Below are 13,120 nucleotides of genomic sequence, written 5' to 3'. Positions count from 1 at the left end.
CAACACATTGATTGAGATAACCATGACAAGATTAACCGGTTGGTTCACCGCCCTGCTGATGGGCACCGCGACGCTGAGCTGTTTAGCAGTCCAACCCGCGAGTCCGATGATGCCAACTTACGCTGCAGCAGCACCGATTGCGTTGACAGCGACAGCCAGCGATCCGAATGCGCCACTGCGTGACAGCCTACTGAATTTTGCTCAGGTTGCCCCTTCGCCAGGCAGCATGGCGCTGCGCGGTACCCAGCCCACCAGCCAGATTGAATTTGGTGTGCGCAGTGATGAAGTGGTAACGCGAGCCTTGCTGAATCTCAGCTATCGCCCGTCTCCCGCGCTGATCCCGACGCTATCACAGCTGAAAATTTACCTTAATGATGAGATGGTGGGGCTGGTGACGCTAACAGCCGACCAGCTGGGAAAACGCAACCAAACGCAGATTTCACTCGATCCGCGCTTCATTGCTGATTTCAACCGTATTCGGCTTGAGCTGGTAGGCCATTACGCGAACGTCTGCGAAAACCCGGCCAACAGCACCATTTGGCTGGATATTGGCAAAGAGAGCCGCCTTGATTTAACGCTGCAAAAACTGCCGTTAAAAGATGATCTTTCGCATTTCCCGGAACCGTTCTTTGATACCCGCGATGCGCGTCCGCTGACGTTGCCGATGGTATTCGGCACCCAACCCACGCTAAACCAACAGCGCGCTGCGGCAATGCTGGCCTCGTGGTTTGGCAGTAAAGCTGCGTGGCGTGGTCAAACATTTCCGGTGTTGTATAACCAGCTACCCGAGCAGCAGCATGCGGTGGTGTTTGCCACCAACGCGCAGCGCCCAGATTTCCTCAACGATCATCCGTCAGTCAGCAAGCCAACGGTAGAGATTGTCAGCCAGCCCGGCAATCCCTATGAAAAAATGCTGCTGATTCTGGGGCGTGATGACAATGATTTGATCACGGCCGTGCAAGGGATTGCGCAGGGTGAATTGCTGCTGCGTGGCGACACCTCCACAATCGACAGCGTCAAATTACGTGAACCGCGCAAAGCGTATGACGCGCCGAGCTGGGTGCGAACTGACCGACGCACTACGTTTGCGGAGCTCACGCAGTATCAAAATCAGCTGCAATCTGACGGACTGCAGCCCAATCCGATTAGCCTGACGCTTAACCTGCCGCCTGATCTCTTTTTAGTGCGCGCACGCGGCATCGATATGGATCTGATTTACCGCTACAGTGCGCCGATCCAACAAGATGGATCGCGGCTGGCGGTGCATCTTAACAACCAGTTTATGCAGGATTATCCGCTGCAACCCAAAGATACTGCGGATAAACAGATCCTGCGCCTTTCATTGATTCAGGGTTTGCAGGACAGCAGTCGCCAGCTCACTATTCCGGCGCTGCGGTTGGGCGTAGTGAATCAGCTGCGTTTTGATTTCGATTACGCCAACACCTTTATTGGCGGCACCGCCGACGGACGCTGCGAAACTGTCGCGCCGGTTGGGCATCATGTGGTAATTGACGAAAGTTCAAGCATCGATTTTTCCGGTTATCGCCATTACATCGAAATGCCGTCGCTGCGCGCCTTTGCCAATGCCGGTTTCCCGTTCAGCCGATACGCTGACTTATCACAAACGCTGGTGCTGGTGAATAAAAATCCCGGCCAGCAACAGATGACCACGTTGCTCGATGCGCTAGGCAATATGGGTGCGCAAACCGGTTATCCGGCGCTGCGGGTGCAGTTGACGGACGACTGGCGCAACGCGAAAGAGCAGGACAGGGATCTTCTGATGATCGGCACTATTCCGGCGGATCTGCAGGATGAACGCACGATCAATACGCTGGTTGAAGCCGCGCAGGGCTGGATGAACAAGCCGATGCGCCAGCCGCTGTCGGATATCACGGCGCAAAACAGCAGCGATCGTCAGGTCGAAAGCACCACCACGATTGGCTCACGCGGCCCGCTGGCAGCGATTATCGGCTTCCAGTCGCCGTTTAATGCGCAGCGTAGCGTGGTGGCTTTGCTGGCGGATGGCAGCCCGCGCGCCTGGGATTTGCTGAACAGCGCCATGCTCGACAGCAGCAAGCGTGGCAACGTGTTTGGTTCAGCCGCCATTATTCGTGAATCGGGTGTTGATAGCCTGCGCGTTGGCGAAAGTTATTACGTTGGGCATCTGCCGTGGTGGGAACGTTTATGGAACGCGCTGGCAACGCATCCTTTCTGGCTGGCTTCCTGCGCGGTGATTGTGGTGGTGCTGTTTGCGCTGATGGCATGGCGCCTGATGCGAATGGTGAGCCGCCGCCGTTTAGCTGAAGATGATGATGAATAATATTCGTCTGAGCCTGCTGTTGAGCGGATTGCTGGGCGCGTTAACCGCCCAGGCTTCGGGCCCACAGGTTTCGCCGGTGGCGTGGTTGCTTACGCAGATTCGCACCGGTGAATCGATCAACAAGTACGACTTAGTTCAGCAATCGCTCTATCGACTGGAAAAAATCGACCCTGAAAATCCGCAGGTGCTGGCGGCACGCCTGCGCGTGTCACTGCATCAGGGCGATTTGACGCAGGCGCAGAGCCTGATGGCGCAACTGCGTCATGTCGCGCCAGATTCTGAAGCCGCACGTGAGTCGGCGGCGGGACTGAAGATGATGTCAGGCGAGGGGCGGCAAAAATTGCAGGAAGCACGCTTGTTGGCGGCGTCGGGAAGGCTGGCAGAAGCTAAAGCCGCTTACGATGCGCAATTTGCCGGGATTTTTCCTGATGTCAGTATGGCACTGGAATATTGGCGTTTGGTGGCGCGCTTACCCAGCAATGAAATGACGGCATACCAACAGTTGCAGGCGCTGGAAAAGCGTTATCCGGGCAACATCAGCGTTGAACTGCAGTTGGCACGCATGGCGTTTGAACACCAACAGCCTGCTGAAGCGGTGACGCAACTGCGTCGTCTTGCCAACATCAATGAAGGTCGCGTGGCCGCAGCAGAGCTGTGGCTGACGCAAATCCGTAATCAGCCCGTCAGCGACAGCAGCGTGGCTGCATTGCAACACTATCTCAGTCTCTTCAACAGCGGTGACGAGCAGCGGCAAGGTGAAGAAGAGCTTACGCGCCAGCAAACGTTGCTGGCCGATCCCGCTTATCGCCAGCGCGTACGTGGTTTGGCATTAGTCGAGGCTGGCGGCGGCGCGAATGCTATTCCCTCGCTGACGGCAGCGATCAAAGCGCATCCCGACGATGCCGAATTGCTGGGTGCAATGGGTCAGGCACAGGCGCGAGTCAATCATCGTGCCAGTGCAATCAGCTGGCTGGAACGCGCAGTAAAAGCTGGGCAGCAAAGTACACAGCTTGGCAAATGGCAATCGCTGCTGCAAACCAACCGTTACTGGCTGGCGATTGAGAACGGCGATCAGGCGCTGGCAAAAAAGGATATCGACAGGGCAGAACAGTACTATCGTACGGCGCAGACGCTTGACGATCGCGACAGTTATGCGCTGATTGGCCTCGGTGACGTGGCGCTGGCGCGTAAAAATAGCCAGAAAGCAGAGCAGCTTTGGCAGCAGGCATTGACGCGTGATCGTAGCAATATCACCACCATTCGTCGCTTGATTGGGCTTTATCAAAGCGAATCTCCGGCACGTGCGCTGCAATTTATGAGTAGCCTGCCCGCCGCGCAGCAGCCTGCATTAGCAGAAACATTACGTGATTTACATAGCGATACCTTGCGTGCAGAAGGTGATGCGCTGGCGCAGCAAACCCATTGGGCGCAGGCTGCGGTGAAGTATCAACAGGCGGCACAGTTAACCCCGAATGATGTCTGGCTTAACTATCGCCTTGCGGGTGCGCTGCACAACGGCGGCGAGAAGAAGCAGGGCGATGGCATCATGCACGCGCTGCTGAATCACCATCCTGACGATGTGACTGCTCATTATGCCGCTGCGCTTTATCTTTCCAGCCATGATGATGGCGATGCCGCGCTTTCCGCCATGCACCGGCTGCCGTCGGCAAAATGGGACGATAATATGCGGGCGTTGGCGGCTAGGTTGATGCAGGACAAGCTGCTGGCTGAGGCGCGTGCGCTGCGTGAAAAGGGCCAGGAAGAGGCCGCAACGGCTTTGCTGCTTCAGCAGCCTGTATCAACGCGCCGCGACATGCTGTTAGCGGATTGGGCGTTGGAGCGAGGCGATGCGCGACAGGCGCTGGATACCTATCAAAAAGTTTTAATAAAAGAACCGAATAACAGCGATGCCAGATTAGGCCGTATCGACGCGCTAATTGCTTTAAAACACAGGTCGGAAGCGTACAAGGCGTTGCAAAAACTGCCTTCTACTGAACGGCAAACCAGTAACAGCGAACGTCGTATCGCGCTGGCCTGGCAGCAGGTGGGCGAAACGGCACGCGCGCAGCAGTTGTTTCAGGCGCTAAAGCTTCGCGTGGCTTCTGATCCGCCTTCACCCGATAAGGCGTTGATTTACCGCGATGCGGCACGCGTTGAACTGGCGCAGCAGCAATCCACGGCGGCGCTTAATGATTATCGTGACGCGATGGTCGCCAGCGGCATCACGGCAACACGGCCGGAAAATAGCGAGAGCTTAACGGCGTTAACGCGCAATGAATTGCAGGATAACTGGCTAAAACGCAGCATTCGCCGCGATGCCGCCGATCTTTATCGTCAGCAAGAGACGACGCTGACGCTGGAACAGGATTATTCACGTAATAAAGGCAGCGGCGGACTTTCTGATTTCACCGCGCACACCACCTTGTTGCAGGCCGACACGCCGCTGGCAGCAGGACGCACTTTTGTCCGGCTCGATCATGTACAGCTCTCGGCGGGGAGCTTTGCTCACGCGAACGGTACGCATGACGCCCTGTTCGGCAGTTGTAATGACGCCAACTCTGGCGGCTGTAGCCGAGACTTTACCCAACGCGATGAAGGCACGGCTGTCGGCATCGGTTGGAAGAGTGATCGCTGGTCGGCGGATGTCGGCACCACGCCGCTGGGCTTTGCGGTGACAAATTGGGTCGGCGGCATCAGCTGGAAAACCGATCTGAAAGAGGTTGGCATTGTTATCAACGCTTCACGGCGTCCCATCTCCAGTTCGTTACTGGCTTTTGCGGGTACGCGTGATCCCTCGGCGCAGGGCGGAAAAACTGTTGGCGGCGTGGTCGCCACCGGCGGGGGAATGGGGTTGAGTTACGATCGCGGCGGCGCACAAGGCATATGGGGCGATGTCAGCGCGCACCAGATTAGCGGTGAAAACGTTGCGGATAATAGCCGCGAACGTGTAATGGGCGGCTATTACTACAAGCTGATTAATGAAGACAATCGCCGCGCTACCGTCGGATTGAACAGCATGCTGTGGCATTACCAGAAGGATCTCAGCGGTTACAGCTTTGGTCAGGGCGGTTATTACAGTCCGCAGCGCTACCTCTCTTTCTCGCTGCCGGTGAGCTGGCGGCAGCGCATGGAAAACTGGTCGTATGAACTCGGCGGTTCAGCTTCATGGTCGCAATCTCATCGTGATGCGCAGCGGCGCTATCCGCTGAATCCGGGCTTTATGCTGGCCTCGAATCCCCTGTCAGAAAGCAGCACCAGTCGCGGTATCGGTTACACTTTGCAGGCGCTGCTAGAGCGACGCGTGACCGCAAACTGGTTTATTGGCGCGGGCATTGATATCCAGCAAGCTGAAGATTACACGCCAAGCCACGGTTTGATTTATCTGCGTTATTCAGCCGCAGGATGGCAAGGCGATCTGGCGATGCCACCGCAGGCGTTGGTGCCTTATGCCGATTTTAAATAGCGCGCCTTGTCTGAGGAGAATCTGGCGCGCTGGTCTGATTCTGCGTCGACTTGCCGCATAAGCATCAAAAAAAACATTGCGTTGGGATATACTTGCTGCGCATTTTCCTGTCTGATATCTGAGCTTTTTTGTAGTCGGGAGAGAATTTTTGCGGGTAAGTCGGTCACTTACGATAAAGCAGATGGCGACAGTTTCGCTGGTTGCCGTTATCACGGTCAGCATTTTTATCGTCATTCAACTGTTTCATTTTGTGCAGCAGCGCAGGATTGACTACGCCCAGCAAATGGAAACGATTGCGCATAGCGTGCGTCAGCCGCTGTCGGAAGCGGTACTGCGAGCCGATATACCGCAAGCTGAACACATTTTACATTCGCTGAAACCTGCCGGGATTTTATCCCGCGCGGATGTGGTATTACCCAACGCTTTTCAGGCGCTGCATGCGGATTTCGAACCCGAAAAACCGGTGCCGCGCTTAGTGGCGCGCCTGTTTGAACTGCCGGTGCAAATTACACTGCCGCTCTATTCCGTTGAAAATACCGGTTCGCCTAAACCGCTGGCGTATCTGGTGTTGCAAGCGAACTCCTCGCGCGTGTATCAATTTATTCTCAGCACGCTCTCGACCATGATCATCACCTATTTGCTGCTGGCGCTGATTCTTTCGGTAGCGATCAGCTGGTGTATCAACCGTTTAATCATTCATCCTCTGCGGAATATCTCCCGCGAGCTACAGGAACTGCCGCCGCAATCTATTCTGGCGCACAAGCTGACGCTGCCGCAGGGACATCGCGATGATGAAATAGGCATGCTGATCCGCAGTTACAATCGCAATCAGCAGGTGCTGGAGTCAGTGCATGATGAAATGAGTCGCCTGACGACCCACTTTGCCGTGACTGATTTACCGAATCGCACCCTGTTTCTCGCCCTGGTTGATCAACACATGCGTCATCCTTGTCGACCGTTTGGTTTGATGGTGATCCGCGTAGAAACGCTACAGGAAGCCAACGGCGTGTTGAGTGACGAACAGCGCGACACGCTGATGCTGACGCTGGTGGAGAAAATACGCAGCACACTCGACGATCACACCTTACTGGCGCAAACCGGCCCCAGTGATTTTGCGCTGCTCATGAAGCGCGCCAATAATCCGTTCCGGGCGATACGACTGGCGCGCAACCTGATCATTCGACTTAATCAGCCGGTGAATTTGCAGCAGCTGCAATTACGCCCCAATGCCAGTATCGGATTGGCATTACGCGATGATGAGCCGTTGGGCGCCAATGAACTGCTGGACCGCGCGACCTCGGCAATGATGTCGGCACGCCATCAAGGCAAAAACCAAATCCTGTTCTTTGATGCTGCCTTAACGGAGCGGGCGCAAAAGCGTTTAACCCAAGAGCACGATATTTTGCAGGGCCTGCATGACGAGCAGTTTGCGCTCTACCTCCAGCCGCAAATCAACATGCAAACCGGTGAATTGGCAGGTGCGGAAGCGCTACTGCGCATGCGCCAACCGGATGGCAGCTACGGATTGTCGGAAGAATTTATTGCCAGCGCCGAAGAGATTGGCGTGATCTCCGCCATTGGCCGTTGGGTATTCGAAGAAGCCTGCCGCATTCTGGCGGGTTGGCAAAAGCATGGCGTGATGATTCCACTCAGCGTGAACATTTCAGCCGTGCAACTGCGTGATGCCAGCATGGTGACGCATCTCCAGTCGCTGTTAGAGCGCCATCGTATTGCGCCCGGCACTTTTGTGGTGGAGATTACCGAAACGGCACAGATTGGCGATGCAGAACAGGCGATTTCGCTATTGCGAATGCTTCAGCAAACCGGCGTGGCCGTAGCGCTGGATGATTTTGGCATGGGCTATTCCAATCTGAATTACCTGCATCAGTTCAAAGCCCTGCCTGTGAATAAACTGAAGATGGACCGCAGTTTTGTCTCAGCTCTGCCCGATGATGACACCATGGTGCGTATTGTGGCGGCAATCGCGGACATCATTAATCTGGATGTGATTGCTGAAGGTGTTGAAACGAATGAGCAGCGCGACTGGCTACTGGCGCGCGGTATTCATATTGGTCAAGGCTACCTCTACTCTGAAGCTGTGAATCTGCCACGTTTCAATCAACAATGGATTGTGAAACCGTCACGAACAGAATAATCACCTGATACATTGATTTTGCGAGAATTTTAGTTACAAAAGTCGCAGCTGAAGCGTTTCAGTTCAGAATTATGTCTGTATCATTTCCCTGGGCTTTGTCAGCCTGTATTAATCACGTAAACAGAGTGTTATTTTTCGGCTACCGGTTGATGTCTGGTTTTTCCAGCCTGACGGTCATGATAACGAATACGACAATATCGTCATTTCTGTCGCTAGTGGACTCCTGTTTATGAAAACCTCGCTATTTAAAAGCCTTTACTTCCAGGTGCTGGTTGCCATCGGCATCGGCGTTTTAATGGGTCATTTTTATCCCGAGTTAGGTACTCAGATGAAGCCGTTGGGTGATGGCTTCGTAAAACTGATCAAGATGATCATCGCTCCCGTAATCTTTTGTACGGTAGTGACCGGCATTGCTGGCATGGAAAGCATGAAAGCAGTTGGACGGACTGGCGCAGTCGCGCTGCTCTATTTTGAGATCGTCAGTACCATTGCGCTGATTATCGGGCTGATCGTGGTCAACGTGGTGCAGCCAGGTGCAGGAATGAATGTTGATCCGGCCACGCTGGATGCCAAAGCCGTGGCGGTTTATGCGCAGCAGGCTGAGCAGCAAGGTATCGTCGCCTTCTTATTGGATGTGATTCCTAATAGCGTGATCGGTGCGTTTGCTGGCGGCAATATTTTACAGGTGCTGCTGTTTGCCGTGCTGTTCGGTTTTGCGCTACATCGTATGGGCAACGCCGGTACGCTGATTTTCAACGTTATCGAAAGCTTCTCGGGTGTGATCTTCGGCATTATCAATATGATTATGCGCCTTGCGCCAATCGGTGCTTTCGGTGCGATGGCCTTCACCATTGGTAAATATGGCGTTGGCTCGCTGGTCCAGCTTGGTCAGTTGATCGTCTGCTTCTATATCACCTGTGTTCTGTTCGTGGTGATAGTTTTAGGGCTAATTGCGCGCGTAGTGGGCTTTAACATCTTCAAGTTCATCGCCTATATCAAAGAAGAGTTGTTGATTGTGCTGGGCACGTCTTCTTCCGAGTCAGCGCTGCCGCGCATGTTGGATAAGATGGAACGTCTCGGATGCAAGAAATCGGTAGTGGGGCTGGTTATTCCAACGGGTTACTCGTTTAACCTTGATGGGACCTCTATTTATCTCACCATGGCGGCGGTATTTATCGCGCAAGCAACCAATGCGCATATGGATATCTTCCACCAAATCACCTTGCTGGTGGTATTGCTGCTCTCCTCAAAAGGAGCGGCGGGCGTAACGGGCAGCGGATTTATTGTGCTGGCAGCGACGCTTTCAGCGGTGGGGCATTTACCGGTAGCAGGCCTGGCGTTGATTCTCGGTATTGACCGCTTTATGTCCGAAGCGCGTGCGCTGACCAATTTGGTCGGCAACGGTGTGGCAACGGTGGTAGTCGCGAAGTGGGTAGGTCAGCTGGATGAAAACCAGTTGAAGGAGACACTTTCAGGTAGCAATAAGACGAAAAAAACGTCTGAATCCTCTGTTTAATCACTGATTTCCATTTAAATCCCCACAAATGCCCGCTGTCGCTTGCCCTGACAGCGGGCATTTGGATAATGAACCCCAGTTAATGTTTTTCACTTCGTTGCGCGACATCATGACCTTCCTGTGGTCAAAGACTTTGTTGTTGGATAACAGCGCGGTCCGGCGCCTGCCGGTTCGTTAATAACAGCGGCAGTATGCGCCAGTGATAACGATTTTTTGAATTGTTTGAGTAGGGGTTCACATGCAGGGCACCAGAATTCGGCTTTTAGTTGGTGGATTAGTGCTGGCGGCAACCAGTTATGGTGTACAAGCAGAAACGCTGCAACCCGATCCTGCCTGGCAGGAAGGGAAACTGGATAACGGTTTCAACTGGCAGTTGCTGGCGACACCACAACGCCCCAGCGATCGCATTGAACTGCGTATGGTGGTAAACACCGGTTCGCTGGTGGAAGGGACGCAACAGGCAGGTTTCAGTCATCTGCTGCCGCGCCTTGCCATGGTGCACAACACTGCGCTCGACACTAATCAACAACGCGCCTTATGGCAGCAAGCGATGGACCCGCAGCATCCGCTCCCGCCGGTCATCGCATCTTATGATTACACCCAATTTAACCTTAGCCTGCCCAATAACCGGCCAGAATTGTTGAAAGAAGCATTGAACTGGTTGGCGGCAACGGCAGGTAATATGGCCATTACCGATCAAGTGGTTAACACCGCGCTTTCCGCTTCCGATCCTATTGCGACCTGGCCAGCAAACACCCAGGATGTCTGGTGGCGCTTTCGTCTGAAAGGGTCGGCGCTACTGGCACATGACCCCGCCGAGCAGCCACGCGCGCCGGTGGATTTGGCTCAGCTGGAAACCTTTTATCGTCAATGGTATACACCCGATGCAATGACGCTCTATGTGGTTGGCAATGTCGACAGCCGCAGTCTGTCGGAACAGATCAATAAAGCTTTCTCACCGCTAAAAGGCAAGCGCGATGCGCCTGCGCCGTTGCCGACGCTTTCTCCGTTGCCGCATGAGCCGGTGAATCTGGTCAATGGCAAGATGAGCCAGGATCGCCTGTCGCTGGTGTGGGATACGCCATGGCAGCCGATTCGTGATTCGCAAAATTTGCAGCGTTACTGGCAAGGTGATCTGGCTCGTGAAGCGTTGTTCTGGCATGTGCAGCGTGCGCTAAGCGACAGCAAAGCGCAGGGCGTACAGGTTGGTTTCGATTGCCGTGTGCTATACCAACGCGCGCAATGCTCAATCAACATGGATGCGCGCAACGATACGCTGTCCCAGAATATGAATCTGGTGGCGCGTGAGCTGGCGAAAGTGCGTGATAAAGGTTTACCGCAGGAAGAGTTTGATGCGCTGATGGCGCAAAAACTGCTGGAGCTGAACAAACTGTTTACCACCTATGCCCGCACCGATACTGACGTGTTAATCAGTCAGCGTCTGCGTTCGCAGCAAAATTCCGTGGTGGATATTGCGCCTGAACAATATCAAAAACTGCGTCAGGCTTTTTTGGCTGGATTAACGCGCGAGCAGCTGAATCAGGAACTGCGTCAGCAACTCAGTCAGGAATTGATGATGGTGTTGATTCAGCCGGAAGGCGAAGCGGAAACCAACGTGAAAATGTTGCAAAGCGACTGGGATAAGGTGATGGCTCCACCGGCAACGCCTGCAACCAGCAGCGATGCCAGCCAGCCGGACAGCAGCACTAGCCAACCCGATGGTAACGCCAGCGACGTTGCGCCGCCGGCTTCTTAACGACTCAGGTTTTTGCCCTGAGCCATTCGGTCACTAACATTGGCCAACTGGCGAGGGGCAAATCTGCCACACCTCGGATACCAAAGCCGTGTCCGCCTTTCTGATAGAAATGCACTTCTGTTGGAACGTTGTGTTCCCGTAATGCGCTAAAGAACACCATGCTGTTATTGACCGATACCGATTCGTCATCAGCAGCGTGGATCAATAACGTCGGCGGGACTTGCGCATGGACGCGTGTTTCCATTGAATAAGCATCAATGGTTTGCTGATCTGGCCAGGCACCAAGCAGGCGAGTACGAGAGCCTTCATGGGCCAATCCTTCACGCATACTGATTACCGGATACACCAGCACCATGGCATCTGGGCGCGGCGAGTGGTTTTCAGCGTTGTCCTGCACCGGATAAAGCTTTTCCGCGAAACGTGTGCCCAAGCTGGCAGCTACGTGACCTCCCGCTGAAAAACCCATCATCACGATATATTTACCGTTCAAGCCGCGCTGCGCACGTTCACGCAATACGCGTACCGCACGCTGCGCGTCTGCCAGCGGTGCATCCGGGCCTTCATGATGCCCATCGTAGGGCAGGCGATACGTCATGACCGCCAGCGTATAGCCCATGGAAGTGAAAAAAGTGGCAAGCGCGCTGCCTTCACGATCAATCATTACGCGGTGATAACCACCACCGGGCGCAACAAGCAATGTAATGCCGTTGGACTCAATCGGATGCCAAATGGCCATTTCTGGACAGCGCACGCCCGAAGCGGCACGATCAAAAGGTTCATACGGCTTCGCCATATCAACGATCTGAGGCTGAGCGCGCGAGTCGCTCGCACCTGGCGCATCGCCTTGCGGCCAGATATTAATAATTTCTGTGTTCATAAATAGGTCCTGATGCGAGAGCTGTTGTAATTGTTTTGTTCGCGGCCGGGTAAACAGCGTCCTGCTGTTGTTGATTAAAAGATGGTCTTTTTTAGCAGCGACGTCCATCCGAAAACGGTAAAAATAAGCAGATTAGGACTATGCCTGGTGGTAAGGTTAGTTTGTAACTTAATGATTTTTAAGATTATTAATAATAAATCTATAACGGGGTTTTATATGTTGCAGAGAAGAAAGGGTAGAACCGTTGAAATTTGAGTTAATAACTAAAATACAAAGCGTAAAATTTTATCGACACTGAAATTTTCAGTTTTTTTAACGCGGCAATTATCAATGTTATTGATGTTTCAGACCTTGAAAAAAGGCAGCACAGCGCTGCCTGATTTATTAAGGTTGCCTTGATTTTCCGTTATACCAATCAAGTGCGCGGAAAATTGCAGCAAAAAAACTATAAACGCCAACAATCATAAAAAACCACATTAAAAGATCGTAAGGGTTTTTTGTAACTGAAAAACGACATAAGCTGGTGTTATAAGCAATATGCATTGCTATAAATAATGAAAGCAGACTGATTATTGTTCTACGGGTGCGTGGATCGTTTAAGCGCATTTTCATCACCGCAACGGCTTATTCAAACGTTACCAGGAACATTGTCCGCCAATCCCGCTGTTGTTATTACTATTATTATTTTTGTTGCCACCGTACGGGCTATTATTGCACCCTAAAGACGCACCCAGTGCGCCCGCAGTAGCACCCATTGCCATTCCCGCCGGGCCGCCAGGAATACCACCGATTAATCCTATGATAGCGCCTGCGCCGACGTCGTTAGCGCAACTTTTTGGCGCGCCACCCCTTTTGCCGCCGTTGTAGCCACTGGAGATGGTTCCACCGCTGGATTTGTCTGCAAAGTTGCCCGCGCCAGAGATGATCTCGACTTCTTTTAAAGTCAGTTCACGCATGGAAATTTCCTTATTTTAGTGGTCAGATTTATAGATTTGTCTTTCTCAAGACCAAAAAAATATAAAATAAATGGGCT

Annotated in this window: 8 protein-coding genes; 5 read left to right on the top strand and 3 right to left on the bottom strand. The window is 53.3% G+C overall.

The features are described 5' to 3' along the window. Positions 1–22 precede the first annotated feature (22 nt). The 5 genes from bcsB (at position 23) to MUG06_RS19370 (ending at position 11,210) form a co-directional block, all read left to right on the top strand. Entirely contained in the window at positions 23–2,320 is a 2,298-nt protein-coding gene (bcsB, locus tag MUG06_RS19390; protein ID WP_243079736.1) for a cellulose biosynthesis cyclic di-GMP-binding regulatory protein BcsB, read from the top strand. Continuing rightward, positions 2,313–5,783 (top strand): cellulose synthase complex outer membrane protein BcsC, encoded by a 3,471-nt coding sequence (bcsC, locus tag MUG06_RS19385; protein WP_243079735.1) that lies wholly within the window; start codon positions 2,313–2,315, stop codon positions 5,781–5,783. Before bcsB ends, bcsC begins: the two co-directional genes overlap by 8 nt. Positions 5,784–5,931: 148 nt before the next feature. Beyond that, positions 5,932–7,938, top strand: a complete 2,007-nt coding sequence (hmsP, locus tag MUG06_RS19380) for a biofilm formation regulator HmsP (protein ID WP_243079734.1) — start codon at positions 5,932–5,934, stop codon at positions 7,936–7,938. Positions 7,939–8,167: 229 nt separating this feature from the next. Continuing rightward, positions 8,168–9,454, top strand: coding sequence for a dicarboxylate/amino acid:cation symporter (locus tag MUG06_RS19375; RefSeq protein ID WP_215848004.1), 1,287 nt, complete (start codon positions 8,168–8,170; stop codon positions 9,452–9,454). A gap of 238 nt (positions 9,455–9,692) precedes the next feature. Continuing rightward, positions 9,693–11,210, top strand: coding sequence for a pitrilysin family protein (locus tag MUG06_RS19370; RefSeq protein WP_243079733.1), 1,518 nt, complete (start codon positions 9,693–9,695; stop codon positions 11,208–11,210). A gap of 4 nt (positions 11,211–11,214) precedes the next feature. Here the strand turns inward: MUG06_RS19370 and MUG06_RS19365 are convergent, their stop codons facing one another. The 3 genes from MUG06_RS19365 to MUG06_RS19355 form a co-directional block, all read right to left on the bottom strand. Beyond that, entirely contained in the window at positions 11,215–12,087 is an 873-nt protein-coding gene (locus tag MUG06_RS19365) for an alpha/beta hydrolase (RefSeq protein ID WP_215848003.1), read from the bottom strand. Between the two features lie 384 nt (positions 12,088–12,471). Then, positions 12,472–12,693, bottom strand: coding sequence for a hypothetical protein (locus MUG06_RS19360; RefSeq protein WP_215848002.1), 222 nt, complete (start codon positions 12,691–12,693; stop codon positions 12,472–12,474). A gap of 29 nt (positions 12,694–12,722) precedes the next feature. After that, positions 12,723–13,043, bottom strand: coding sequence for a hypothetical protein (locus MUG06_RS19355; RefSeq protein ID WP_215848001.1), 321 nt, complete (start codon positions 13,041–13,043; stop codon positions 12,723–12,725). Positions 13,044–13,120 lie beyond the last annotated feature (77 nt).

It is taken from the genome of Pantoea sp. MQR6 (assembly GCF_022761075.1).
Classification (GTDB): Bacteria; Pseudomonadota; Gammaproteobacteria; order Enterobacterales; family Enterobacteriaceae; genus Pantoea; species Pantoea phytostimulans.
This window is presented reverse-complemented; position numbering and strand designations above follow the sequence as displayed.

What these genes read in the sequence shown, in the direction of transcription:
- bcsB (WP_243079736.1), top strand. Translation starts at nt 23, where the DNA reads ATGACAAGATTAACCGGTTGGTTCACCGCCCTGCTGATGGGCACCGCG.
- bcsC (WP_243079735.1), top strand. Translation starts at nt 2,313, where the DNA reads ATGAATAATATTCGTCTGAGCCTGCTGTTGAGCGGATTGCTGGGCGCG.
- MUG06_RS19375 (WP_215848004.1), top strand. Translation starts at nt 8,168, where the DNA reads ATGAAAACCTCGCTATTTAAAAGCCTTTACTTCCAGGTGCTGGTTGCC.
- MUG06_RS19370 (WP_243079733.1), top strand. Translation starts at nt 9,693, where the DNA reads ATGCAGGGCACCAGAATTCGGCTTTTAGTTGGTGGATTAGTGCTGGCG.
- MUG06_RS19365 (WP_215848003.1), bottom strand. Translation starts at nt 12,087, where the DNA reads ATGAACACAGAAATTATTAATATCTGGCCGCAAGGCGATGCGCCAGGT.
- MUG06_RS19360 (WP_215848002.1), bottom strand. Translation starts at nt 12,693, where the DNA reads ATGCGCTTAAACGATCCACGCACCCGTAGAACAATAATCAGTCTGCTT.
- MUG06_RS19355 (WP_215848001.1), bottom strand. Translation starts at nt 13,043, where the DNA reads ATGCGTGAACTGACTTTAAAAGAAGTCGAGATCATCTCTGGCGCGGGC.